Here is a 24,438-nt window from a genome sequence, read left to right on the forward strand (position 1 = left end):
CCCCGATGGACAGGATTACGCTGACCGGTGTGACAGCCGTCGGCCATCACGGCGTGTTTGACTTCGAACGCCGGGAGGGCCAGCCCTTTGTGGTGGACGCGGTGCTCTACCTCGACTTCACCAAGGCGGCGGAGTCTGACGACGTCATGGACACCGCGCACTACGGCGAGGTGGCGCAGCGTATTACTGACTGGATTTCCGGGGAACCCCTGAACCTCATCGAGGCACTGGCTGTGCGTATCGCCGACAGCCTTCTCAGCGAATTCCCGCTCCTGGCCGTGGACGTCACGGTGCACAAGCCGCAGGCCCCTATTGAGGTTCCGTTCGGCGACGTCGCAGTGACCGTCCATCGCGACGCGCCAAGGGTGGGCGCATGAACGGCATCTACACCAAGGCCGTGCTGGCGCTGGGCAGCAACCTCGGGGAACGCAATGAGACCCTGACCGAGGCCGTGGCGGACCTTGTGGATCCTCCTGAAGTCCGCCTCCTTGCCGTTTCGCCGGTTGTCCAGACGAAGGCCGTGGGCGGCCCCGCGGGGCAGCCGGACTTCCTGAACATGGTCATCACAGTGGAAACCTGCCTGTCCCCGCAGGGGCTGCTGGAACACTGCCAGGCGGTGGAAAACAAGCACCACCGCGTCAGGGAGGTGCACTGGGGGCCGCGGACGCTCGACGTCGACATCATCACCTACGGCGATGTCCGCAGCGACGACCCCGACCTGACCCTCCCGCACCCGCGCGCGGCCTCCCGTGCCTTCGTCCTCTACCCCTGGTCCCTCATCGAACCGGCTGCCACGCTCGACGGCGAACGCATCAGCGCGCTGGCCGCCCGGGCCGACGATTTCGGGGACCTCGCTCCGTTTGATGGTTTTGGCGACTTCGACGGCATGCCCACGGCGGGAGCGGTGGAGGAACGATGAAGCCGGTCAATCCGCTGCGCCTGATGCTGATCGGCGTCATCCTTGCGGTGGCGGGCTGGTCGGCAACCGTGGTCACCAGCCGGTACGGCATGTCCACTCCGGTCCTGCCTCCCACTGCGCTGGCCACCATGGCCGTGATCGTCATCATTACCCTGGTCCTCGGGATCCGGGTCCTGCGGTGGCGAAACAGCCACAAGCCGGAGAGCAAGGCGAAGAAGACGCAGCTGGACCCGCTTCTGGCCGCCCGGACGCTCGTCCTGGCGCAGGCCTGCGCCTACGCGGGGACGGTGCTGCTGGGCTGGCACGTGGGGATCTTCCTGGACCAGCTGAGGATCTGGAGCCTGCGCAGCGACCAGGGCATCACCTGGCTGGCCCTGGTCATGGGCGGCGGCGGCCTGGTGATGATCGTGGTGGGCCTCGTGGTGGAGCGGTTCTGCCGGATCCCCCCGGAGGACGGAGACACCACCGGCGTGGAGGGCAAGAAGGGCCGCGCCGCCCGTGGAGAGGCCGCCGGGGAAGGCGAGTATGCGTACCGAGGCGATTGACCCGCCCGGTATCGACTGGCAGCGGGTTTCACCCAAATATGTGACGGTGCGGCTGGTGGAGTGGGCCCTCGCCAACCTCGCCATGGTCCTGGTCCTGTCCCTTCCGCTGGGTTTCGTACTTCTGGGCTGGTGGTCCTGGCCGCCGCTGGGACTGGCCATCGCCGTGCCTGCCGTGATGCTGGTCGTGGCGCTGTGGCGGCTGGCGTTGATTCCGCGGCAGGTCCGCGCCATCGGCTACGCGGAGCGCGACGACGACCTCCTGATCAGGAGCGGCATCTTCTTCCAGCGCGCCATGGCCGTGCCGTACGGCCGGATGCAGTACGTCGACATCGCCGTGGGGCCCGTGGAACGCGGCCTGGGCCTCTGCACGCTGAAGCTGCACACCGCTTCGCCCGGCACCAACGCGCGCATCCCCGGCCTGCCGGCAGCAGAGGGGGCACGGCTCCGTGAGCAGCTGGCCGCGCGCGGCGAAGCCAGGCTGGCAGGGCTGTGACCGCTGACGGCCAGCGGCCTGCGGTCCCAACTACGGCGGCCGGCCAGGAAGCATTAGGAGCGTCCGACGACGAATGGCGGCGCGTGCATCCTGCCTCGCCGTTTGTGCGGGGCTGGGTTGCGCTGGCCGCCATCGTGTTCTTCTTTGGCCGGGACATCTTCGAACGCCTCCTGCAGGGACAGCCGATCTTCGAGGAGGGCCTGGCCCGGCGGGCTCCGTGGCTCCTGGCCGGCGGCGGTACTGTGCTGGCCGTGGCGGTGCTGGGGTTCGTCCTCACCTGGTACTTCACCAAGTACCAGGTGTCCGGTGGCTATGTGCGGGTGGACAGCGGATTCCTGTTCCGCCAGCACCGCCAGGCCCGGCTGGACCGGGTGCAGGCGATAGACATCGAGCAGCCCCTGCTGGCCCGCATCTTCGGCTTGGCCGAGCTCAAGTTCGAGGTGGCCGACGCCGGCGAGTCGGCAGTGCGCCTGGCCTACCTGAGGATCGACGACGCCCGCCGGCTTCGCGCCACCATCCTCGCCCAGGCCTCCGGCGCCGTTCCCGCAGCGGAGCACGCCGGCAACCACGCACCCGAGGCGCCGGAATACCAGGTACTCACCGTGCCGCCGTCGCGCCTTATCGGTTCGCTGCTGCTGAGCGAGCAAAGCTTCTTCGTGGTGCTGGGCGGCGTCGCGACAGTGCTGCTGTCCGCCGTGACGGATAACCGCGCCTTCTACTTCTACCTGGTTCCGGCGGCACTGGGCCTCGCAGCCAACTATTGGAACCTTTTCACCAAGGGCTACAACTTCACCGCCGCCATCTCGCCCGACGGGATCCGCCTGCGGTACGGGTTGCTGGACACCCAGGCCCAGACGCTCCCGCCCGGCCGGATCCAGGCGGTGAAGATTGCCCAGCCGCCACTGTGGCGTCCGTTCGGCTGGTACCGGGTGCAGGTCAACGTGGCCGGGTACGGCTTGGCCGGGAACGCGGCCGCGGGGAACACCAGGACCACCCTGCTGCCAGTGGGCAAGCTCGCCGACGCCCTGAACATCCTCGCGCTCGTGCTGCCGGATCCCGGCACCACGCAACCGGACACGGTGTTCGGGGCCGGACTCGCCGGAAGGGATTCCGACGGCGGATTCGTCACCACGCCGCGCCGGGCCCGGCTGCTGGCACCGCTGGCATGGCGCCGGAACGGTTTCACAGCGACCGGCACGGCCCTGTTGATCCGGTCGGGCCGCTGGTGGCGTGAGCTGGTGGTGGTCCCGCACCAGAGGACGCAGTCAATGGCACTGCACCAAGGCCCCCTGGCGCGCCGTTTCCGGGTGGCGGACCTGGTCCTGCACACCACGGCAGGACCCGTATCCCCTCGGCTGGTCCAGGCGGGGCTGGATGAGGCGAGGCAGCTCTTCGACGACCAGGCCGCCCGCGCCCGGCTGGCCCGGACGCGGCAGACAACGGAACAATGGCTTCGGCAGGTGGTCCCGCCGGCAGTAGAAGGCCCGCCGAACGCCGCAGGCGTGGCCGTCGCCGGCAGCGCGCCCGCTGCCCCGACCAACCACCAACAGGAAGGCCCACAGCATGGCTAAGCCCGGACGCCTTGGCGTCGGAATCATCGGCGCAGGAAAGGTCGGCGCCGTGCTTGGTGCTGCCTTGCGCGCAGCCGAGCATGCCGTCGTCGGGGTTTCAGCGGTATCCGAGGCCAGCCGTGAACGGGCCGAGGCGCTGCTGCCCGGCGTCCCCGTCCTGGAGGTCCAAGACATCGTGGAGCGCGCAGAATTGGTGCTGCTGGCCGTGCCGGACGACGCCCTGCCGGACCTCGTGGAGGGCTTGGCGAAGCTGGGGGCCTGGCAGCCCGGCCAGCTGGTTGCCCACACTTCCGGCCGGTTCGGCGTGGGCGTGCTGCGCCCGGTCCGCGCCGCAGGGGCCGTCCCGCTGGCACTGCACCCGGCCATGACGTTCACGGGCATGAGCCTTGACCTGACGCGCCTGCTTGACTGCACGTTCGGGGTGACCGCTGACGCGGCGATGCTTCCCATCGCGCAGGCGCTGGTAGTGGAGATGGGGGCCGAGCCGGTGGTCATCGCCGAGGCCGACCGGACTCTTTACCACGCGGCGCTGGCACACGGTTCCAACCACCTGGTCACCCTGGTGGCCCAGTCATCGCAGTTGCTGCGCGAAGTGGGCGTGGAGTCGCCCGAGCGCATGCTGGGTCCGCTGCTGCGCGCAACGCTGGAGAACGCGCTGGCCTCGGGCGAGTCCGCCCTGACCGGGCCGGTGGCACGCGGTGACGTGGGAACAGTGCGTGCCCACGCGGAGGCGTTGCGGGAGTACGACGGCGGCGGGCAGGGCGACGTGCTGGCGGCCTACCTTGCGATGGCGCGCGCCACGGCCCGCCGGGCTGAAGGGCGCGGGCTGCTGAAACCCGACCAGTTGCAGGGGCTGCATGAGGCCCTCGATCCGAAGGAGGACTGAATGTCCATTCAACTCGTCACCACAGTGGCCGGCCTGAAGGCAGAGAGCGCGCGGCTCCTCCGGTCCCGGAAGGGCATTTCGCAGGGGCTGGTGCCCACCATGGGCGCACTCCATGAAGGCCATGCTGCACTGGCGCGCACCGCCGTCGAACAAAATGACGTGGTGGTGGCGAGCATCTTCGTCAACCCCCTCCAGTTCGGCGACGCCGTGGACCTGGACCGGTACCCGAGGACCTTGGAGGCGGACCTGGTGCTGCTGGAGGAACAGGGCGTGGACCTGGTCTTCGCACCCTCTGTGGAGGAGGTCTACCCCGGCGGGGAACCGCTGGTCCGGGTCACGTCCGGCCGGCTCGGGGAAAAGTGGGAGGGTGCCTCCCGGCCGGGCCACTTCGATGGAGCACTGACCGTCGTGGCGAAGCTGTTGCACTATGGCATGCCGGCCGCGGGCCTTCCCGAAGGTTTCGGTGGGGATGCTCCATCCGGGGCTGCCCTGCCCGCGTACCGGGCTTATTTCGGACAGAAGGACGCCCAGCAGTTGGCCTTGGTGCGGCGGATGGCGGCGGACCTCAATTTTCCGGTGGAAATCGTGGGCGTGCCCACCGTGCGTTCGGACGACGGCCTGGCGCTGTCCAGCCGCAACCGGTTCCTGTCAGGCGAAGAGCGGGAAGCGGCGCTGGTCCTGTCCCGGGCATTGCGGCTGCTGGAGGAACGAGCCAACGCGCACGAGCCGTTGGACCTCGATTCCGCCCAGGCAATGATTGAGTCCCAGCCCCTCGTGGGATTGGACTACTTCGACGTGGTGGATCCGGGCACCCTGGAACCGCTGGCCGAGAACTGCAGGGAAACGCCGTTCCGGGGAGAAGCATTGGCCCTTATCGCCGCGAAGGTGGGCCCGGTGCGGCTGATCGACAACATGCCGCTGAGCTCCTAGCTGCGGAGCTGGGCTTCCGTTGGCCTGGATGCAGGGCTGGCCGGATGCGTGGCTGGCTAGATGCCGGGCCTGTCGCGGCTGGTCATGAGCTGTTCGAGGAGCGCGCGTTCCGGGCGGCCGGGATTCCGGGCGACGCAACGGCGAAGGCGGTTACGCACGACTTCGTCGGCCGGGTCCTTGCTGCACAGCAGCTCATCGATAATTTCCTGCGCCTGCCATCGGAGCGACTCGATGGCGAACTGCCGGATCTCGGCCGGCGTTTCACTGGACATCCAGGGATCAGGATCCGAGGGCACGGTCTGGAATATCCGCTCTGCTGTCATCGGGGCCTCCTTGCACCAATCCGAAGCGGCCGAAGGTTTGGCCTCCACGGCGTTTGAGAGCACTGCGCGTGGTCAACACTACAGCCGGAAAGACCAGTCTGTCTCCCCCTGGAGTAGACTCAAGTTCTATGAGTACAGAGGCGAAGGTCCCGTTGTCCTCCGCATCTTCGCTGACGGTGGCGCCGGAAGGCCAGGCCAACTCCGAGGAGCGGATCCTGGCGGTGGCCTATGAGCTCTTCTCACGCCGGGGAATCCGGGATGTGGGCGTCAATGAGCTCATTGAGCGCTCGGGAGTAGCCAAGGCCACCTTCTACAGGCACTTCCCCTCCAAGGACTCGCTGGTCCTGGCATTCCTGGAGCAGCGGGACAAGCTCTGGACGGTAGAAGCGATCGTGACCCAGGCGCGCCGCCGTGGAAGGACTCCGGTTGAGCGCCTGCTGGCGATTTTCGACGTCCTGGGGGAGTGGTTCCAGCGCGAGGACTTCGAGGGGAGCACCTTCATCCATGTTCTGCTGGAAATGGGACCGTCCCACCCCCTGGGCCAGGCCAGCATTGACTACCTGGCAAAGCTCCGGGGGCACGTAGAGGCGCTGGCGGAGGAGGCGGGACTGACAAGCCCCGACGAGTTCGCCCGGTCCTGGCAGATCCTGATGAAGGGATCCATCATTTCGGCCACGGGCGGCGATCTGCAGGCTGCCACGCGGGCGCAGCAAATGGCTGGCTGGCTGATCGAGCACCACACGGCCCGGCCGGAGGCCCAGTAGCGGCGGCGGCCCGGCTACCTTCCGGCCCTCTTACGCTCGTGCCTGGACGTTCCTTCCGGGTTATCTGCCCGCTACAGCAAGGTCCCCAACCAAGACGAATGGCTTCTCGAAGAATTCGGCCCATTCTGGGTCGTCCGGGGAGAAATCGTTGAGGTCCATGAGCCCTCCATTGTCGGGTTCCCATTGGGCAGGATCGAGGGCCTCCCTCTGGGCAGAAGATTCCACCTGCCCGGGCGGCGCCCACTGAGGCACTTCCCACTGAGGCGCTTCCCACTGAGGCGCTTCCCATGGAGGAAGAGCTTCCTGCAGAGAAGGTACTCCCCGCGGCTTCCAATCTTCGGCGCCAACATATCCCTCGCCCCTCGCCGCACAGGTTAGTGACTGCGGCCAGTGGGTGGGTTCGGGGTCGGGTTGTTCGGGGTTGTAGTGGCGGCCGGTGGGTGAGGTCCAGCCGGGTGGCTCGTTTGCGGTGGCCGGGGTGGGGGTCCAGCCGCCGGCGTGTTTCAACCGGTGGTGCTTGGGGCAGAGTTGTCCCAGGTTGGAAGCACCGGTTTTACCGCCGTGTTTCCAGGCGGTGAGGTGGTCGGTGTTGTTGTCCAGTGATCGGTTGGTGCAACCGGGGAAGGTGCACTTGGCATCGCGCATCCTGATCCAGCGTTTGATCGTCTCGGGGAGCCGGTAGCTTCTGCGGCCGATCTCCAGGGGTGCGCCGTCGCGGGGGTCGACGAGGACGCGGTAGAAGGAGTCGGCGCCGTCTGCGACCAGCTTCCGTGCCATGGAGGCCGGGATCGGCCCGTGGCCGTCGAGTTCGGCGGGTTCATCGGTGAGGCCGAGGAGGGAGAACACCGGCACAGTCACCAGGACGTCGGCCCGTGGGGTGGGGGCCTTGCAGATTTCCGAAGGTTCCTCCGTGTCCGCGGTGGCTGTGCCGGTAGCAGTGGCCCCGGCGCCAAGCAGCAAAGAGGCTGCGATGTCGGGGCGGAGTTGGGTGAGGGTGCGCGGTTCGTTGGGCCCCTGCAGCCCGCGGGCGATCGCGGTGGTGCGGTTCCAGATGGCGCAGGCGGTGTCGCCGGGGAGGTGGAGCGAGACCCAGGCCATGCCGTCCCGGTCCGGGGTGTATTCCATCCGGCGGTCTGCCACACCTTTAGCGTGGCGTTTCTCAATGGATTCGGGGTGGTGCCGCTCCCGCCAACTGCGGACCTTCGCCCGGAACCGGGACGGGATGAGTTCACCGGGGGCCGCACCGCGGGCAGGGCTCGGGGCGTCCGGGTCGAAGAAGTGCGCCACCAACGCAGCGGCCCCAGCCGCATCGAGGCCCTCGGTTTCGTCCGCAACGACCTTCGCGTGCTGCCACGACATGACCCCGGCAGACAGCGCCTCGAACACGCGGGGCATTGCGCAGATCCGCCGGGCTTGGTCCACCAACGCCCCCGCGGCGGCGGAGCTGACAGTGAGCACCCCGGCAATTTCCTCCACCACTGACATCTCTGCGTAAAGAAGGTCCTGCAGGGAGGCGTTCGACGGGGTCATGGCCTCTTGAAACGCGACGGCTTCTGCGGTATCCCGCGCTTTTACTGCGGCGAGTTGAGCGTCCAGCCGGGACGCGAGTTCCAGCCGTTCCAACCGGATCTCGTACCGCCGCTGCAACACGTCAAAACCAGAACCGATGCCAAAGCCGGCCGCCAGGAAAGCATCCTCACGGTCCAGGGCATCAAGGGCAGCAACAGAGGCATGAACACCCTCGATCCCCGCCCCTGCACCGCTCACTGCGCCGCTGCTGATTCCCATAGAAGCATCATCCAACGAGGCACTGACATTCTGACTTGCGCCGGTCCGCCACCCATGCAGGTAAGCCAAAAGACCCGAGCCGCCCCGCCGCCGTCGTACGCTCCCCAGCGGGTGCGCACCTCCTGGACCTTCCAGCTCCAGGACAAATAGTCAGCTTGCTTATCACTTACATACTTCCTAGGCTGGAACCTGTCAGGCAAACAACTCTCGAAGCGGATCTGTGCGCCGAAAAGCGCGGTCCCGCCTCAAGCGAGGAGGAAGAATGTCAGAGCACAGCATCGCAGGCAAGAAGGTCGCATTCCTTTTGACTGACGGCGTGGAGCAGGTGGAGCTCACCAGCCCCTGGCAGGCAGTGAAGGACGCCGGCGGCGAGCCCACCCTGGTGGCGCCGAAGAGCGGCAAGCTGCAGGGGTACAAGGGTACGGAGAAGGGTGACACCTTCGACGTCGACCTCACCGTCGCAGAGGCCAACGCCTCCGACTTCGACGCGCTGGTCCTCCCCGGCGGCGTCGTCAACGCCGACCACCTGCGGGTGGACAAGGACGCACAGAGCTTCACCCGCAGCTTCTTCGAACAGCACAAGCCGGTGGCCTCCATCTGCCACGGACCATGGCTGCTGATTGAGGCCGGGGTCATCAGGGGCCGGAACGTCACGTCCTACTTCACCCTTGAAACCGACCTGAAGAACGCCGGGGCGAACTGGACGGACCAGGAAGTGGTGGTTGACCAAGGCCTGGTGACCAGCCGGAACCCGGATGACCTGCCGGCATTCAACAACAAGCTGGTGGAGGAAATCTCGGAGGGCCAGCACGCCGGCCAGACGGCCTAGAACTACTCCTGTTCCCTCAGGGTTTGGAAAAAATACCCGTGCGGAGGAATTACTCCAGCGGGTAGAGTGTTGGCATCTGCAGCGGCGCTGACCGCGCATCACTCACCAAAACCCTGAGGGAACACCCATGTCTACCGAAGCCTCTCCGAACGCCAAGGGCCAGGCCGTCCAGAGCCAAGGAACCGAGGCCGCCACGCCGGAGAAGATGTCCCGGGAGGCAGTCACCATCATCAGCACGCTGCTGGTGGCGACGTTCGTGGTGATCCTGAACGAGACCATCATGAACGTCGCCCTGCAGCGGCTCATGGTGGACCTCCGGGTGGACCCGCCAACGGTCCAGTGGCTCTCGACCGGCTTCATGCTCACCATGGCCGTGGTCATCCCGACTACCGGATTCATCCTCCAGAGTCTGTCCACGCGCGCCGTCTTCATGCTGGCCATGGGCCTGTTTGCCGGCGGCACCACCCTGGCTGCAGTGGCCCCCGGGTTCGAAGTCCTGCTGCTGGCACGCATTGTCCAGGCCAGCGGCACCGCCATCATGCTCCCGCTCCTGATGACCACCATCCTCACCCTGGTCCCGCTGGCCAAACGCGGGGCGGTCATGGGAAATGTCAGCATCGCGATCTCCGTTGCCCCCGCCATGGGCCCCACTGTCTCAGGCCTGATCCTGGAGCATTTCACCTGGCGGTTCATGTTCGTGTTCGTGCTGCCGGTGGCCCTTGCGGCGCTTGCCATCGGAGCGAAATACCTCACCAACGTGGGAGAGACTGAAAAAGCCCGGCTGGACGCGCTGTCCGTCATCCTCACCGTCCCTGCATTCGGCGGCCTGGTCTACGGGCTCAGCCAGATCGGCGGCGGCCACGGCGGCCAGGCCGGTCCCGGCGCTGCGGCAATCGCAGCACTGGTCATCGGCGTCGCCGCCCTGGCAGTCTTCGTGCTCCGCCAGGTCCGGCTCCAGAAGGCGGCCGCGCCGCTGCTGGACCTGCGTGCCTTCAACTTCCGGATGTTCACCGTATCGGTCCTGCTGATGGTGGTGGCCATGATGGCACTGTTCGGCGGGGTCATCCTGCTGCCGCTCTACCTGCAGGAAGTCCGGGGCCTCGGCTCGCTGGAGACCGGCCTGGCGCTGCTTCCCGGCGGTCTCGCCATGGGCCTGCTTGGCCCGGTCATCGGCCGCGCGTTCGACAAGGTGGGCCCGCTGCCGCTCACGGTCAGCGGTTCCATCCTCATGGTTGTGACGCTCTGGCAGTTTTCAATGCTCGACGCCGGCACGGCGGTTTGGTGGATCGTCACCCTCCACGTGGGCCTGAGTTTCGGCCTGGCGCTGCTCTTCACCCCCGCCTTCACCACCGGACTGAACCCGCTGCCCCCGCACCTCTACTCCCACGGTTCGGCGATCATGAGCACCACGCAGCAGGTGGCAGGCGCCGCCGGCACGGCCCTGCTGGTGTCCATCTTCGCCGTGGTGAGCGCGACGTCGGGGCTCGTCGCCGGGATGAGCGCCGCCTTCCTGACCGCAACGGTCATAGCCTTTGCCGCCGTCGTGCTTTCGGCGATGATGCGTAAGACCGAGGGCGCCGGCCCGGGTCACGGCCCGGCGCACTAGCCGAAACTAGCCCGCGAAGAAGTCGCTCAGTTCCTTGATCAGCTTGTCCGGGGCCTTGATGGCGCCATCATGGCCGAAGCCCGGCAGGATGGTGTAGCTGGATCCGGAGAGCACGTCGTGGATCTGCCCGCAGGCGATGCCGAAGTAGGCCGGGCTCTTTTCGCCCACGACGATCAGCGTTTCCAGCGGGAGGTCCAGGAACGGCTCCGCGGGCATGTCGGCGGCGATGATGGCCTTGATTTCGCGGACGCCGGTGCGCATCAGTTCCCGTTGCTGCTTACCCTCCGAAGTGCCGGCGGTCAGCTTGTTGGCCAGGGTCAGCATGGACAGCGGCATGCGCGAGGAGAACGCCCCGCCCGCCTCGAGGCCGCGCTGGATCACCGCAAGGGCGCGGTCGTCATCCTTGGCGGCGATCGCCTTCTCGTACTCGGCGATCCAGTCGGCGGTCACGCTGCCGTTCACGGAGACCGCGGGGTCATAGACGGCCAGCCGTTCCACCGGCAGCGTCCGGGCCGCGTGCAGGGCCACTGCGCCGCCAAAGCTGTGGCCGAAGACGTCAGTGCTCGACGTGTGCTTCATGACGGTGTCGAGGTCCCGGATGTCCACGTCGAGGGTGTAGTCCTCGGGCTGCGGTGACGACGAGCCGCGCCCGCGCCGGTTGAAGGTGTGCACCGGCCGGCCCAGGGAAGCGCTGAGTTTCTGGGCGAACTTGGTGTACTCAGCGGCCGTCACCATGGAGGGCGGCACCACCACCACGCCCGAACCTGCCGAAGCATGTTCCGTGCCGGTGGAGAAGAGCTCCACAGTGCCGCCGTCGGGGGTCCTGATGTTCTCTCGCGTCATGGTCCGAGCCTAGCCGAGCAGGCCGGGTAGGGGCATAACGGACGCGGGGACCAGGGCCTAGGCGATCCGGCTGACCAGGGCTTGGCTCGCCGCCCGGATGGCCGGCAGTTGGCCGCCGAGTCCGCAAAGGGTGAGCCCGGCGTCGGCGGCCTGCGCCGCCGAGTCGCTGCCGGCCATGCCGTCCGCCCTGAGGTAGATCAGGGATTCGACCAGGCGGAACGTGAAATCTCCGCCGTCCGGGCCGCCGGTGGCGGTGGAAAGGCTGGCGCCCAGCAGCCCGTATAGCCGGCGGAGTTCCTGGCGGTCGGCCAGGAACCGGGCAAAGCGGGTGCTCCTGACCTCCGGCAGGTGGTAGAGGACACCGAGGTTCCAGCGCGCGGTGCACAGCTGGGTGCCGTCGTAAAGCGCGACGGCGTGCAGCCGGCTTCCAGCGGGGCTGTCAGTCCCGCTGGAATCGGCAGGCAACGCCGCCACTGCCCGCGCGAACGTCAGCCCGGCGGACACGGTTCCCTCCAGCAGGTCCTCGAGGATGTCGTCCTTGGTTTTGAAGTGGTGGTACAGGGATGACTGCCGGATTCCAACGGCGTCCGCGATGGACCGGGTGGAGGTGCTGGCAAAGCCCTGGGTGGTGAACAGCTCGGCCGCGGCGTCGAGGATTTCGTCGCGGGCGGTAGCGCCCGGCCGTGAGGGCTGTTGATGGCGGGGGCGTCCCGGTCCGGCTGAAGTCACGGCATCATTCTTGCACCGCTGGCGCCGGCCGGGAGGCCGGGGTTGTGCTGGTGAGGGGACGGAAACCTGGCCGAAACGTGATGTCTATCCGCCTTTTACAGAGGTGAAACTGTTTGGGGACATCCCGCTGGAAAACTATCAATTGACCGGTAATCAGCAGCCTTCGGCCGGGTGCTGCGATACCGGGAGGCTCTGCCCCCCAATTCCTTTCCAGCCCGGAGATTCCCGATGACTTCAACCGTTCTCCCCACCGTCCACCAGGACGATGCAGACCTGACGTCCCTTGGCTACCAGCCCACGCTCCACCGAAAGCTCGGCCGCTATGCTTCCTTTGCCGCCGGATTCTCTTTCGTTTCAATCCTGACCACCATCTTCCAGCTCTTCGCGTTCGGCTACTCCTTCGCCGGCCCGGCATTCTTCTGGACCTGGCCCGTGGTCCTGGTGGGCCAGTTGCTGGTGGCCCTGAACTTCGCCGAACTCGCCGCCCGCTACCCGCTCTCGGGCGCGGTGTACCAGTGGGCGCGGCGGGTTGGCGGGGAAGGAGTTGGCTGGTTCGCCGGCTGGTTCATGGCCATCGCGCAGGTGGTTACCGCCGCTGCCGCCGCCATCGCCCTGCAGGTGGTCCTGCCCCAGCTCTGGGACGGTTTCCAGGTGGTGGGCGGCGACCCGGCCCTCAACACCGTCACCGGCGCCGCGAACGCCGTCGTGCTCGGGGCTGTCCTCCTGGTGGCCACCACAGTCATCAACTCACTCGGCGTCAAGCTCATGGCCCACGTGAACTCGGTGGGCGTGACCTGCGAGATCGTCGGCGTCGCCGCGGTGATCCTGGCCCTGGTCAGCGCGGCCCAGCGCGGGCCGGACGTGGTGGCGGACACCACGGTGCTGCAGGGCTCAGACCTCGGCGCCGTGGGGGCGTTCCTGGTGTCGGGCCTGATGGCCGCCTACGTGATGGTGGGCTTCAACTCCGCCGGGGAGCTGTCGGAAGAAACCAAGGACCCGCGCCGGACGGCACCGCGGACCATCCTCTCCGCCCTCCTCATCTCCGGCATCGGCGGGGCGCTGATGATCATCACCGCCCTGATGGCCGCACCCAGCCTCGACGACGGCCGGCTCGCCACCGAGGGCCTGCCCTACGTCCTCACCGCGGTTCTGGGCACCTTCTGGGGCAAGGTCCTGCTGGTGGACGTCGCGATCGCCATCTTCGTCTGCACCCTGGCGATCCAGACCGCCGGTTCCCGCCTGGTGTTCTCCATGGCCCGCGACGGCAAGCTCCCGGCGTCGGTCCTTCTCTCCTCCGTCCACCCCACCCGGGGAACGCCCATGTGGCCCTCGATCGTGATCGGCGCCCTGGCGGTGGGCGTCCTGGCCATCAACGTGGGAAACGCGGCCCTGTTCACCACCCTCTGCAGCGTCTGCATCGTGATGGTCTACCTGGCCTACCTCCTGGTCACCGTCCCGCAGCTGGTCAACCGCCTCCGCGGCGACTGGGACCGGGTGGGACAGGCCATGCCCGCCGGCCTCTTCTCACTGGGCCGCTGGGGGCTTCCGGTGAACATCCTCGCCGTCCTCTACGGCGGCGTCATGGTGGTCAACCTCGCCTGGCCGCGGCCCGAGGTGTACGACCCCTCCGGCGAGAACGGACTCCTCCTCTGGTCCGCGCCGATCATGGTGGCCGCGGTCCTGCTGTTGGGCCTCTGGGTCCGCCGCCGGAACCTCGCAGCCAACGCCTGAGACGCGCAGATCATCCGAAATTTCCAGCAACTACAGGACTGACATGACCGAGACCCTCGAAACACCAGTAACCGGCACACCAGTTACCGGCACGGCCACCACCGCAGGCGCCCGCGCCCACGCCAGGGAACAGCATGGCAGGACCGCGGAGACCATGCGGTTCGTGCCGGCGGCTTCAGCGCCGGCACGCGTTCTGGCGGGAATTCCCGACGGCGTGTCCCCTGCCTGGGCGGAAACCCTCGCTTTTGGCCGCTACACCACCATGGCCCTGGCGCGCGGAACCCGCATCCGGCTTACGGACACCGCCGGTGACGCCTGCGTGCACACCCTCCTCTATCGCACCGGAGCCGTGCATGAACGGCTTAACCTCGCCGACACCGTCAAGGTCCCTTGGCAGGCCTACCCGGGCACGGGACACCCGCTCCTGTCCGACGCCGGACGCCTGATGGCCACCATCGTCACCGACACCTCCAACCGCCACGACGCCCTGACCGGCGCCACCACGCTCGCCGGCAACGCTGCAAAGTACGGTGCGGGGACCGCCCACAGTGCGTCCCCCGCCGCCCGCGAGCTGCTCACCCTGGGTGCGCTCAAGAGTGGCCTGGGCACCAGGGACGTGGCGCCGTCGCTCTCCTTCTTCAAAGGCATCACTGTGGACCCCTCCGGCCGCATCACCTTCACCGGCAGCGCAGGCCCGGGGGCCGCCGTCGAACTCCTCCTCCAGATGGACGCCGTGCTGGTCCTGGCCAACACCGCCCACCCGCTGGACCCCCGCCCGGACTTCGCCGGGACCACCGTGGACATCGTGGCCTGGCACGCGCCGAAGGACCTCGGGGAACTGGAAGCGGGCAGCCTCACCGGCCCGCTGGCCCCCGAACACCTGCAGGCCCTCCGCAACACCGAACACGACCTCACCGCAAGGAACGCCCGATGAACACCGCCACTTTCCCGGACGCCACCGAAACCGCGCTCGCCCCCGGCGATGTGGTCCTGGACGAACTTGTCGAAGCCCGCGGCCCCTGGTCCGCCGTGGTAGCCGCCGGCGACGTCCTGATCATCGTTGACCTGGAGGGCAACCAGGCCGTGGACTGCCTGCTGTACGCCGCGGCCGACACCACCGTGCGCTACTCGGCTCCGGCAACCATCGCCGCGCAGCAGTCGATTGTCCTCACCACGGGCTCGGTCCTTCGGGCAGACACCGGAGCGCCGCTGATGACCGTGGTGGCAGACGAAGTGGGCGTGCACGACACCATCGGCGGAGCCTGCTCGCAGGAATCCAACACCCTCCGCTACGGGCAGCACACCCGGGAACAGCATGCCTGCGTGGAGAACTTCCTGATCGAAGGTTCACGCTGGGGGCTCGGCAAGCGGGACGTGGTGTCCAACATCAACTGGTTCATGAACGTCCCCGTGGACCCGGACGGCGCCCTGGGCATTGTTGACGGCCTGTCCGCCCCGGGCAAGCGCGTGGCTTTAAAGGCGGAGGTGGACACCCTGGTCCTCGTCTCCAACTGCCCGCAGGTCAACAACCCCTGCAACGGCTTCAACCCCACCCCTGTCCGCATGATCGTCACCCGGCCGGAGGCAGCCAAGTGAACAAGTTTGACACCCTCCTGATCGCCAACCGCGGCGAAATCGCCTGCCGGATCATCGAGACCGCCAAAAGACTGAGCCTGCGCACCGTCGCCGTGTTCTCCGAGGCGGACCGGGGCGCCAAGCACGTCCGGCTGGCCGACGAAGCGGTGCTGCTGGGACCCGCCCCGGCCAAGGAGTCCTACCTGCGGGTGGACGGGATCCTGGCCGCGGCCAAGGCCACCGGGGCCGGCGCCATCCACCCTGGCTACGGCTTCCTGTCGGAGGACGCAGCCTTCGCCGAGGCCGTCGAAGCAGCCGGCCTGGTGTTCGTGGGACCCACCTCCGAGCAGTTGCGCATCTTCGGCACCAAGCACACAGCGCGCGACGCCGCCCGGGCGGCCGGGGTGCCCATGATCGCCGGTTCCGGGCTGCTTGAGGACGTGGACGCTGCGACCGCGGCTTCCGCAACGATCGGTTTCCCGCTGATGCTCAAGGCCACCGGCGGTGGCGGTGGCATCGGCATGACGGTGTGCCGCAGCGAGGCCGAGCTGGTGGAGAGCTTTCCGCGTGTGGCCCGGCTGGCCGGTGCCAGCTTCGGAACCGCGGGAGTGTTCGCCGAACGGTATGTGGAGAACGCCCGCCACATCGAGGTCCAGGTCTTTGGCGACGGCGCAGGCCGGGTTGTCAGCCTGGGTGACCGGGACTGCTCCCTGCAGCGCCGCCACCAGAAAGTCCTCGAGGAAGCCCCCGCGCCGGACCTTCCGGACAGCCTGCGCCAAGAACTCCACCGCACCTCCCGTGCCCTGTGCGCCTCCCTCAGCTACCGTTCAGCCGGCACCGTCGAGTTCGTCTACGATTCCGCCCGCAAGGAAGCGTCCTTCCTCGAGGTCAACGCCCGGCTTCAGGTGGAGCACCCCGTCACCGAAGCCGTCACCGGCGTCGACCTCGTGGAATGGATGCTCCGGCTGGCCCAGGGTGGCGCGGAAGCAAAGGCCGTCCTCGCCGGGGTTCCCGATGCGCTTCCCGTTTCCGGCCACGCGGTAGAGGCCCGGGTCTACGCCGAAGACCCCGCCCGCAATTTCCAGCCCAGCGCCGGCACCATCACCAACGCCGCCTACCCCTCAGCGGAGGAAGCACGGGTGGACGCCTGGGCCGAAACCGGCACCGACGTCTCCACCAACTACGACCCCCTCCTGGGCAAGATCATCACCGCCGGGGCAGACCGCACTGAGGCTTTTGACCGGTTGGCTGCTGCGCTCGCCGGCACCCGGATCGACGGCATCGAAACCAACCTGGGCATGCTCCGCGCCGCCACCGGCCTGGACGTGGTCCGCAGCGTCCGGCACTCCACCAGCACCCTTGACCACGTGGGTGACCCGGAGCCGCGAGTCACAGTGGAGCGCCCCGGGCTGCAGACCAGCGTCCAGGACTGGCCGGGCCGCACCGGGCTGTGGCAGATCGGCGTTCCGCCCAGCGGCCCCATGGACGATCTCTCCTTCCGGCTGGGCAACACTGCCCTGGGCAATCCGGAAGGCGCCCCCGGCCTGGAGTTCACCATGACCGGCCCCAGCCTCGCCTTCACGCACGCCACCACCGTCTGCGTCACCGGCGCCGAAGTGGTTGTGACAGTGGACGGAACGGAAGTGCCCGCCTGGACGCCTGTCACGGTCCCGGCGGGAGGAACGCTCGACGTGGGTGTTGCCGCCGGCAAGGGCCTGCGCGGCTACATCCTGTTCCAAGGCGGCCTGGACATCCCCGAATACCTCGGGAGCGCCTCCACCTTCACCCTGGGCCAGTTCGGCGGCCACGCCGGGCGGATCCTGCGCGCCGGCGACGTACTCCGCGCCGTGAAGTCCGCCGTCGAACAAGCACCCACCGCAGCGGTTCCGCTGGACAGCCGTCCCGCCCTGGCCTCCACCTGGGATCTTGCCGTGACGGAAGGCCCGCACGGCGCCCCGGAATTCTTCCAGCGCGAAGACATCGAGGAGCTGTATGCCGCGGAGTACGAGGTGCACTTCAACTCCGCCCGCACCGGCGTCCGGCTCATCGGCCCCAAGCCGCGCTGGGCCCGGACCGACGGCGGCGAGGCAGGCCTGCACCCGTCCAACATCCACGACACCGCCTACTCCGTGGGCGCGCTGGACTTCACCGGCGACACACCCATCCTGCTCGGCCCGGACGGCCCCAGCCTGGGCGGCTTCGTCTGCCCGGTCACCGTGGTCACGGCCGAGCGCTGGAAGCTCGGCCAGCTCCGCCCGGGGGACAAGGTCCGGTTCGTTCCCGTCAAAACCAGCCAGGCGCCGTCGGCCAAGGACCTGGGACCCGGCCGCCAGCTGGTCCTCCCGGGCGACGCGGACTGGACGTCGGATCCGTCCCTGGCAGCTCCGGCCGCCCGCCCCTTCCGTGGGGATGGCGACGACGGCGTGCTGGGCCGGGTGCCTGAAGGTTCCGGCCGACCTGCGGTCACCTACCGCCGCTCCGGCGACGACAACCTGCTCGTCGAATACGGCGAGATGGTGCTGGACCTTGGCCTTCGGGCCAGGGTGCACGCTTTGCACCAGCACCTCGAGCAACTCCGCGTGCCCGGGATCGTGGACCTCACCCCGGGAATCCGGTCGCTGCAGATCAAAGTGGATCCCTCGGTCCTGTCCACCACGCGCCTGCTGGACCTGGTCCAGGAAGTCGAGGCAGCGCTGCCGGCCAGTTCCGAGCTGGTGGTTCCCAGCCGCACCGTCCGGCTGCCGCTGTCCTGGGACGATCCCGCCACCCGGGAAGCGATCGAGCGGTACATGGCAGGCGTCCGCGACGACGCCCCCTGGTGCCCGTGGAACATCGAGTTCATCCGCCGGATCAACGGCCTGGACTCCGTCAACGACGTCTTCGACACCGTCTTCAGCGCCGAGTACCTGGTCCTGGGCCTGGGCGACGTGTACCTGGGGGCGCCCGTGGCAACCCCGCTGGATCCGCGGCACCGCCTGGTCACCACCAAGTACAACCCGGCACGCACCTGGACGCCTGAGAACGCGGTGGGAATCGGCGGAGCCTACATGTGCATCTACGGGATGGAAGGCCCCGGCGGCTACCAGTTCGTGGGCCGTACCACCCAGGTCTGGTCCCGCTACGCTGACTCGGCCCCGTTCGAGCCGGGCTCGCCCTGGCTGCTGCGCTTCTTCGACCGGATCTCCTGGTACCCGGTCAGCCCGGAGGAACTGCTGGACCTGCGGGCGGACATGGCTGCCGGCCGGGGCCGTGGCGTCGAGATCGAGGACGGCACCTTCTCACTGGCCGAGCACGAGGTCTTCCTCGAGGAAAACCGCGAGTCCATCACGGCGTTCCGGGAAAAACAGGGCGCAGCGTTTGCGGTGGAACGGCAGGCGTGGGCCGACGCCGGCGAGTTCGACCGTGCCGACGCGTTGGCCGCGGTGGTGGCCCCGGTGGCAGACGAGGTGGACGTGCCGGAAGGCGGATCACTCGTTTCCGCTCCCTTTGCCGCCAGTGTCTGGAAGGTGGACGTGGCGGAAGGCGACCGCGTTGCCAAGGGCCAGCCGCTGGTTTCCCTGGAGGCGATGAAGATGGAAACGGTCCTGGAAGCACCCTCTGACGGCATTGTGCTCCGTGTCCTTCCCACCGCCGGCTCCCAGGTGGTGTCCGGCGAGGCCGTGGTTGTCCTCGGCGCCACCGCTGAATCTGCAGGGCTGGAAGAGCTGGAACTGGAAGAGGCAGCAGTATGAGCATCACAATCAGCGGCAACGCCACCCGGCGGGTCAAGGCAGCACTCGCGGCAGTTGAAGCAGTGGACCGGCCGGAAATCTGGATCATGCTCCGGAGCGCGGAGGACCTCCTGGAAGAAGCAGCCTCCATTGACGCCGCGGTGGCCAGCGGCGCGGACCTGCCGCTGGCCGGGCTCCTGCTTGCGGTCAAGAACAACGTTGACGTGGCCGGCATCCCCACTACTGCGGCCTGCCCGGGCTTCGCCTACACGCCGGAGAAGGACGCTGAAGCCGTGGCCCGGCTCCGCGCCGCCGGCGCCCTGGTGCTGGGCGCCACCAACCTGGACCAGTTCGCCACCGGGCTGGTGGGCACCCGCAGCCCGTACGGTGCGGTGCGGGACTCCCGCCGACCCGGGTTCATCTCCGGCGGTTCCAGTTCCGGTTCAGCGGTAGCCGTGGCGCTTGGCCTCGCGGACCTTGCCATTGGAACCGACACCGCCGGTTCGGGCCGGGTGCCGGCCGGCCTGCAGGGCATCGTGGGCATCAAACCCACCCTGGATGTTGTGTCCACCGCCGGCGTGGTGCCGGCTTGCCGTTCCTGGGACACCGTCACGATCTTTGCCCGGCACCTGGCCACGGCAGAGCTGGCCATGGGCGTGATGGCTGGAGGATCCCGCGCCTGGCCGGCGGACGTCCGGCTCGCTGCCCCGGAAAGGCCGCGGGTTGCCTACCCTGCAACCCTGCCGCCGCTTCCGGAAGCCTGGGCCGCGGAATTCCACCGCAACGTGGACCGCCTGAAGGTGTTGGGCGTGGAAGCAGAGGCCATTGATTTCGACGACTTCCTCCAGGCTGCCCGCCTGCTTTACGACGGCGGGCTGGTAGCGGAGCGGTATGCCGCTGTGGGTGGTTTCCTGGACGGCGCACTCTTTCACGGGGCCGACGGCGCGACGGAAGGCAGGGCGGGCATCGATCCCACGGTGGCGGGCATCATCCGGGCAGCCGGCACTGTGCCCGCCCACCAGTACGTGGCAGACACCGCCCGCCTTGAGGAACTGAAAGGCAGGGCCATGGCCAGGCTTGAGGGCTTTGATGCCCTGCTGGTTCCCACCGCGCCGTTCCACCCCACCCTTGAAGAAGTGGCCGCGGATCCGGTGGGCGTGAACTCCCTGATGGGCACTTACACGAACTTCTGCAACCTGTTCGACCTGTGCGCTGTGGCAGTGCCGGCGGGCGACGTGGACGGCGCCCAGTTTGGGCTCACGGTGGTGGGCCGGACCTTCGATGATGCCGTCGCGGCTGACATCGCCCGGAGGATCGAAACCACGCCCGCAGCACCGCAGCTCTTCGCTGCCGGGGCAGCGCCGGAGGCAAAGGCGGAAGCCCGCCACCCGTCGTCGTCCGTTCCCTGGCCGCTGGCGGCGGGTGCCGTGGCCGTACCGCTGGTAGTGGTGGGCGCGCACCGCAAGGGCCAGCCGCTGGCTCCCCAGCTGGAAGAACTGGGGGCTCTTTGGGACGGCCCTGTCCGAACGGCCGCACGCTACCGGATGGTGGCACTGGACACAGTGCCGCCGAAGCCGGGCGTGTACCGGTCCGACGACGGCGCACAGCTGGCGGGGGAGCGGTGGCTTGTGTCCGAGGCGGGGCTGGGCGCGTTCCTCGCTGCCCTTCCCGAACCCATGCTGCTTGGGTCCTTGCAGCTCTCGGACGGCACCTCCGCCGTCGGATTCGCCTGCGATGCCGTTGCTGCTGCCGGCGGGGAGGACATCACCGCCTGGGGCGACTGGCTGGCGGACCGAAGCGTGCAACCGAGGCCCCGCACGGTATGGCAGGACCTCGGGGAAGCGGCGTTGGCAGGATTCAGCCGCGGGGAACGGGGATAATGTCGGCGGCGTCCGGGCGGGAGTCCCCGTCCGGACGTCCGTCCTTGAAGTAGGCGGCAATGGCCTCCACCAGTTCCTTCACTGCTGCCGGGATGGACCCGTGGAAGCACTTGGGGGAGAGCTGGAAGGTGCTGCCCGGAACCGCCGCGTGCAGCCGTTCGGCCGTCACCCGGTAGTAGCTGGGGCTCTTGCCGCCGGCCATGAAGAGCGTCCCGGGAGGCAGCACGCTGAAGTCCCGGGCGTGGTCCTTTTCGTCGTAAGCCGCGCGAAGTTCGCCCACACCGCTGGGCATCACCTGCCGGAAGATCCTGTTCACCTTCGTCCGCGACATGACCGCCATCAGGCCGGCCAGGACCGGTTCAGGGATCCTCGCCATGGCCGACCCCGGGCTGGTGACCTGCTTCATATGCGCCAGGGCATGGCCCACCTTGCCGTTGTTGACCGCTTCCTCGAACCCGTCCAGCCACTTGGTGTCGATGCTGCCGTCGATGTTCACGGCCGCGTCGTACACGGCCAGCTTGTCCGGAACGAACGGTGTCCCGGTGAACTCCTGCACGGCGTTCAGGGCCACCGATCCGCCAAGGCTGTGGCCCAGGATGTTCCGGGCACCGGTGGCGGTGAGGACGGTCCGCACATCTTCGATCTCCGTCGCCATGGAATAGTCGGCGGGCTGCCCGGACGAACTGCCGCGCCCCCTGCGGTCATAGACGTCAACTGCCCAGCCGTCGCCCAGGACCTTCGCCAGCGCAAGGGAGAACGGGCGGTAGATCAGGGCCGTGAGGAACGCGCCACCGATCAGCAGCACCCGCTTGTCGCCCGGCGCATCCTCGGTGCCGTAGCTGTACAAAGCCAGCCTGCCGCCGTCGTGCGTTGGAAGTACCCGTTCTTTCACCCTCCCCATCCTAGGCAGGCACGGCTCCCCGCCTCTGCCCGGTAAACTTGATGCTTGTGACTTCCCAAAACACCCCCGCGCCCAAGAACGCCCCAGAGCCCGTCGACGCCAGCGAGCAGATGCGGATCCGTATGGAAAAGCGCGCCAAACTTCTTGAGCGCGGCGCGGAGGCGTACCCCGTGGGGGTGGAGCGCACGCATTCCCTCGCCGAGATCCGGGAGAAGTACGCCCACCTCGAAGCGGATGACACCACCGGCGACATCGTGGGTGTTACCGGCCGCGTCGTCTTCGTCCGCAACACCGGCAAGCTCTGCTTCGCCACCCTGCAGGAAGGCGGCACCGACGGCAAGGCAACCCGCCTGCAGGCCATGCTGAGCCTCGCCAACGTCGGGGAGGAAGCGCTCGCCGACTGGAAGGCGCTGGTTGACCTCGGCGACCACGTCTTCATCAAGGGCGAGGTCATCTCCTCCCGCCGCGGCGAACTGTCGATCATGGCGGATTCCTGGTCCATGGCCTCCAAGGCCCTGCGCCCCCTGCCTGTGCTGCATGCGGACCTGAACGAGGAAACCCGTGTCCGCCAGCGCTACGTTGACCTGATGGTCCGCGACGAGGCCCGCGAAATGGTCTACACCCGCGCCGCCATCACCCGCTCCATCCGCGAGACCCTGTTCCGGCACCGCTACGTGGAAGTGGAAACGCCCATCCTGCAGCTGGTCCACGGCGGCGCACTGGCGCGTCCGTTCGAAACCCATATGAACGCCTTCGACCAGAAGATGACCCTGCGCATCGCCACCGAGCTGTACCTCAAGCGCGCCGTGGTGGGCGGGATCGACCGCGTGTACGACATGGGCCGCGTCTTCCGCAACGAAGGCGTGGACTCCACCCACAGCCCCGAGTTCACCACCCTTGAGTGCTATGAGGCCTGGGCGGACCAGTTCGTCATGGCCCAGCGGATCAAGGAGATCATCCTCGATGCAGCCGACGCCGTGGGTGCCGGGCGCGTCATGCAGACCGAGGCCGGGGAGATCAACCTCGACGGCGAGTGGACCTGGCTGGCCGTCTACCCCGGACTTTCCGACGCCGTCGGGCAGGAGGTCACGCCGGACACGCCCGTCGAGGTGCTTCGGGAGATCGCGGCCAAGCACGACGTCAAGGTGGATCCCAAGTGGGATGCCGAAAAGCTCGCCGTTGAACTGTTCGGCGAAATTGTCGAACCGACCCTGCTGAACCCCACCTTCGTCTACGACTACCCGCCCTCCGCGCAGCCCCTGGCCCGCCCGCACCGCGAGGATGGCCGGTTGATCGAGGCCTGGGACCTCATCATCGGCGGCATGGAACGCGGCACCGCCTTCTCCGAGCTGATCGACCCCGTCATCCAGCGGGAGCGGCTCACCGAGCAGTCCATGCACGCGGCGGCCGGCGACGTCGAGGCCATGCAGCTGGACGAGGACTTCCTGCGCGCGCTCGAATATGGCGCTCCGCCCATGGGCGGCATCGGCCTGGGCATCGACCGGCTGGTGATGCTCTTCACCGGCGCCGGAATCCGTGAAACCATCCTGTTCCCCCTGCTGAAGCCCGAAGGGCACTGATCATGGAATACGTAGCAGTTCTTCTTCCCTCCCTGGTGGTGGGCCTGCTGTTCTGGTTTGCCATGAAGGCCATCTTCAATGCGGATAAAGCCGAGCGGCAGGCCGAGGCGCGTGCCCAGGCCGAAGCCGATGCGCTCCAAGCCCAGCCCACGGAGCGCCCGGGGCCCGATTCCAAATAGAAAAACCCCTGCTTTCCGCGTTTATCCCCAGGGAACCATTAGTCACTTTGACGCGTTGCCAGCCTAAGAGTCATACTTTTTTTGGGAAACATCCTGCTTTTCTGAAAACCGACTTTCCAGCAAGAGGAAGACTTTAATGGCACAGAAAGTAAACATCATCCTCGTGGATGATCTGGATGGGGGATCCGCAGACGAGAACGTTAAGTTTGGCCTCGATGGGGTCAACTACGAGATTGACCTCTCGGCAGCCAACGCCGCAGACCTCCGGTCTTCACTGGAGCGGTTTATTGGCGCTGCACGCAAGGCATCCGGCGGCCGTGTCCAGCGGGGCAAGGCACCAACCGGCGGCCGCAGCCACGACTCGGCGCAAATCCGGCAATGGGCACGGGATAACGGCTACACGGTTAACAGCCGCGGCCGAATTCAGGCCGAAATCCAGGAAGCCTACCAAAAGGCAAATTCCTAGCGACCGTCTTTAGCCGGACCGAAACCCCGCTTACCGCCCCCAGGCGGGAGCGGGGTTTTTAATTTCCTAAAGCGGGGGGGCGATGGGTCCTCCGGGTCGCTATTTTGGCTTTTTCGAGCATCGCCGTCTTACGGCTGTTTGTCCCCGCCGCGCCGGATGCTTCCGGGAATCTTCAACCCTGCCAACACGT

Annotated in this window: 23 protein-coding genes; 18 read left to right on the forward strand and 5 right to left on the reverse strand. The window is 67.7% G+C overall.

The features are described 5' to 3' along the window. Positions 1 to 5 precede the first annotated feature (5 nt). From folB to K4G53_RS06520, 7 genes are read left to right on the forward strand one after another with little or no spacing between them, the layout of a single operon-like run. The gene (folB, locus tag K4G53_RS06490) at positions 6 to 377 is read left to right on the forward strand and encodes a dihydroneopterin aldolase (protein ID WP_221384666.1); all 372 of its coding nucleotides are present in this window, start codon (positions 6 to 8) and stop codon (positions 375 to 377) included. Next, positions 374 to 919, forward strand: a complete 546-nt coding sequence (gene folK, locus K4G53_RS06495; RefSeq protein ID WP_221384668.1) for a 2-amino-4-hydroxy-6-hydroxymethyldihydropteridine diphosphokinase — start codon at positions 374 to 376, stop codon at positions 917 to 919. Before folB ends, folK begins: the two co-directional genes overlap by 4 nt. Further along, positions 916 to 1,464, forward strand: coding sequence for a DUF3180 domain-containing protein (locus K4G53_RS06500; protein ID WP_221384670.1), 549 nt, complete (start codon positions 916 to 918; stop codon positions 1,462 to 1,464). The genes folK and K4G53_RS06500 overlap by 4 nt, the downstream gene beginning before the upstream one ends. Beyond that, the gene (locus tag K4G53_RS06505) at positions 1,445 to 1,957 is read left to right on the forward strand and encodes a PH domain-containing protein (protein ID WP_221384672.1); all 513 of its coding nucleotides are present in this window, start codon (positions 1,445 to 1,447) and stop codon (positions 1,955 to 1,957) included. The genes K4G53_RS06500 and K4G53_RS06505 overlap by 20 nt, the downstream gene beginning before the upstream one ends. Continuing rightward, positions 1,954 to 3,528 (forward strand): PH domain-containing protein, encoded by a 1,575-nt coding sequence (locus K4G53_RS06510; RefSeq protein WP_221384674.1) that lies wholly within the window; start codon positions 1,954 to 1,956, stop codon positions 3,526 to 3,528. The genes K4G53_RS06505 and K4G53_RS06510 overlap by 4 nt, the downstream gene beginning before the upstream one ends. Beyond that, on the forward strand, positions 3,521 to 4,414 hold the full coding sequence (locus K4G53_RS06515; RefSeq protein WP_221384676.1) for a Rossmann-like and DUF2520 domain-containing protein: 894 nt from the start codon (positions 3,521 to 3,523) through the stop codon (positions 4,412 to 4,414). Before K4G53_RS06510 ends, K4G53_RS06515 begins: the two co-directional genes overlap by 8 nt. Beyond that, the gene (locus K4G53_RS06520) at positions 4,415 to 5,344 is read left to right on the forward strand and encodes a pantoate--beta-alanine ligase (protein WP_221384678.1); all 930 of its coding nucleotides are present in this window, start codon (positions 4,415 to 4,417) and stop codon (positions 5,342 to 5,344) included. A 56-nt stretch (positions 5,345 to 5,400) separates the two neighbouring features. On the opposite strand, the gene K4G53_RS06525 is transcribed toward K4G53_RS06520, so the two are convergent. Continuing rightward, the gene (locus tag K4G53_RS06525) at positions 5,401 to 5,667 is read right to left on the reverse strand and encodes a hypothetical protein (RefSeq protein WP_221384680.1); all 267 of its coding nucleotides are present in this window, start codon (positions 5,665 to 5,667) and stop codon (positions 5,401 to 5,403) included. A gap of 128 nt (positions 5,668 to 5,795) precedes the next feature. Between K4G53_RS06525 and K4G53_RS06530 the strand changes: the two genes are divergently transcribed. Then, positions 5,796 to 6,431, forward strand: a complete 636-nt coding sequence (locus K4G53_RS06530; protein WP_221384683.1) for a TetR/AcrR family transcriptional regulator — start codon at positions 5,796 to 5,798, stop codon at positions 6,429 to 6,431. Between the two features lie 60 nt (positions 6,432 to 6,491). On the opposite strand, the gene K4G53_RS06535 is transcribed toward K4G53_RS06530, so the two are convergent. Then, complete coding sequence (locus tag K4G53_RS06535; protein WP_221384685.1) at positions 6,492 to 8,219, reverse strand: HNH endonuclease signature motif containing protein; 1,728 nt, start codon at positions 8,217 to 8,219, stop codon at positions 6,492 to 6,494. A gap of 262 nt (positions 8,220 to 8,481) precedes the next feature. Here K4G53_RS06535 and K4G53_RS06540 point away from each other — a divergent pair, with 262 nt between their 5' ends. Both K4G53_RS06540 and K4G53_RS06545 read left to right on the forward strand, forming a co-directional pair. Continuing rightward, complete coding sequence (locus tag K4G53_RS06540; RefSeq protein ID WP_221384687.1) at positions 8,482 to 9,048, forward strand: type 1 glutamine amidotransferase domain-containing protein; 567 nt, start codon at positions 8,482 to 8,484, stop codon at positions 9,046 to 9,048. 127 nt (positions 9,049 to 9,175) lie between these two features. Continuing rightward, complete coding sequence (locus tag K4G53_RS06545) at positions 9,176 to 10,654, forward strand: DHA2 family efflux MFS transporter permease subunit (protein ID WP_221384688.1); 1,479 nt, start codon at positions 9,176 to 9,178, stop codon at positions 10,652 to 10,654. Between the two features lie 6 nt (positions 10,655 to 10,660). On the opposite strand, the gene K4G53_RS06550 is transcribed toward K4G53_RS06545, so the two are convergent. Beyond that, the gene (locus K4G53_RS06550) at positions 10,661 to 11,497 is read right to left on the reverse strand and encodes an alpha/beta fold hydrolase (RefSeq protein WP_221384689.1); all 837 of its coding nucleotides are present in this window, start codon (positions 11,495 to 11,497) and stop codon (positions 10,661 to 10,663) included. A gap of 57 nt (positions 11,498 to 11,554) precedes the next feature. Continuing rightward, entirely contained in the window at positions 11,555 to 12,226 is a 672-nt protein-coding gene (locus tag K4G53_RS06555) for a TetR/AcrR family transcriptional regulator (RefSeq protein ID WP_221384690.1), read from the reverse strand. Positions 12,227 to 12,454: 228 nt separating this feature from the next. Here K4G53_RS06555 and K4G53_RS06560 point away from each other — a divergent pair, with 228 nt between their 5' ends. From K4G53_RS06560 to atzF, 5 genes are read left to right on the forward strand one after another with little or no spacing between them, the layout of a single operon-like run. Then, on the forward strand, positions 12,455 to 13,957 hold the full coding sequence (locus K4G53_RS06560; RefSeq protein WP_221384691.1) for an amino acid permease: 1,503 nt from the start codon (positions 12,455 to 12,457) through the stop codon (positions 13,955 to 13,957). A gap of 43 nt (positions 13,958 to 14,000) precedes the next feature. Then, positions 14,001 to 14,891 (forward strand): urea amidolyase associated protein UAAP1, encoded by an 891-nt coding sequence (locus K4G53_RS06565; protein WP_221384692.1) that lies wholly within the window; start codon positions 14,001 to 14,003, stop codon positions 14,889 to 14,891. After that, a complete protein-coding gene (locus tag K4G53_RS06570) occupies positions 14,888 to 15,553 on the forward strand; it encodes an urea amidolyase associated protein UAAP2 (RefSeq protein ID WP_221384694.1) in 666 nt (221 codons plus the stop codon). The genes K4G53_RS06565 and K4G53_RS06570 overlap by 4 nt, the downstream gene beginning before the upstream one ends. Continuing rightward, positions 15,550 to 19,263 (forward strand): urea carboxylase, encoded by a 3,714-nt coding sequence (uca, locus tag K4G53_RS06575; RefSeq protein WP_221384696.1) that lies wholly within the window; start codon positions 15,550 to 15,552, stop codon positions 19,261 to 19,263. Before K4G53_RS06570 ends, uca begins: the two co-directional genes overlap by 4 nt. Next, the gene (gene atzF / locus K4G53_RS06580) at positions 19,260 to 21,122 is read left to right on the forward strand and encodes an allophanate hydrolase (RefSeq protein ID WP_221384698.1); all 1,863 of its coding nucleotides are present in this window, start codon (positions 19,260 to 19,262) and stop codon (positions 21,120 to 21,122) included. Before uca ends, atzF begins: the two co-directional genes overlap by 4 nt. On the opposite strand, the gene K4G53_RS06585 is transcribed toward atzF, so the two are convergent. Next, complete coding sequence (locus tag K4G53_RS06585) at positions 21,100 to 22,014, reverse strand: alpha/beta fold hydrolase (protein ID WP_221384700.1); 915 nt, start codon at positions 22,012 to 22,014, stop codon at positions 21,100 to 21,102. The genes atzF and K4G53_RS06585 overlap by 23 nt on opposite strands. Positions 22,015 to 22,064: 50 nt before the next feature. Here K4G53_RS06585 and lysS point away from each other — a divergent pair, with 50 nt between their 5' ends. The 3 genes from lysS (at position 22,065) to K4G53_RS06600 (ending at position 24,248) form a co-directional block, all read left to right on the forward strand. Then, positions 22,065 to 23,603 (forward strand): lysine--tRNA ligase, encoded by a 1,539-nt coding sequence (gene lysS / locus K4G53_RS06590; RefSeq protein ID WP_221384702.1) that lies wholly within the window; start codon positions 22,065 to 22,067, stop codon positions 23,601 to 23,603. A 2-nt stretch (positions 23,604 to 23,605) separates the two neighbouring features. Next, the gene (locus K4G53_RS06595) at positions 23,606 to 23,782 is read left to right on the forward strand and encodes a hypothetical protein (protein ID WP_221384704.1); all 177 of its coding nucleotides are present in this window, start codon (positions 23,606 to 23,608) and stop codon (positions 23,780 to 23,782) included. Between the two features lie 136 nt (positions 23,783 to 23,918). Beyond that, positions 23,919 to 24,248, forward strand: coding sequence for an Lsr2 family protein (locus tag K4G53_RS06600; protein WP_221384706.1), 330 nt, complete (start codon positions 23,919 to 23,921; stop codon positions 24,246 to 24,248). Positions 24,249 to 24,438 lie beyond the last annotated feature (190 nt).

The sequence above is a fragment of the Arthrobacter sp. MAHUQ-56 genome (assembly GCF_019710585.1).
Classification (GTDB): Bacteria; Actinomycetota; Actinomycetes; order Actinomycetales; family Micrococcaceae; genus Arthrobacter.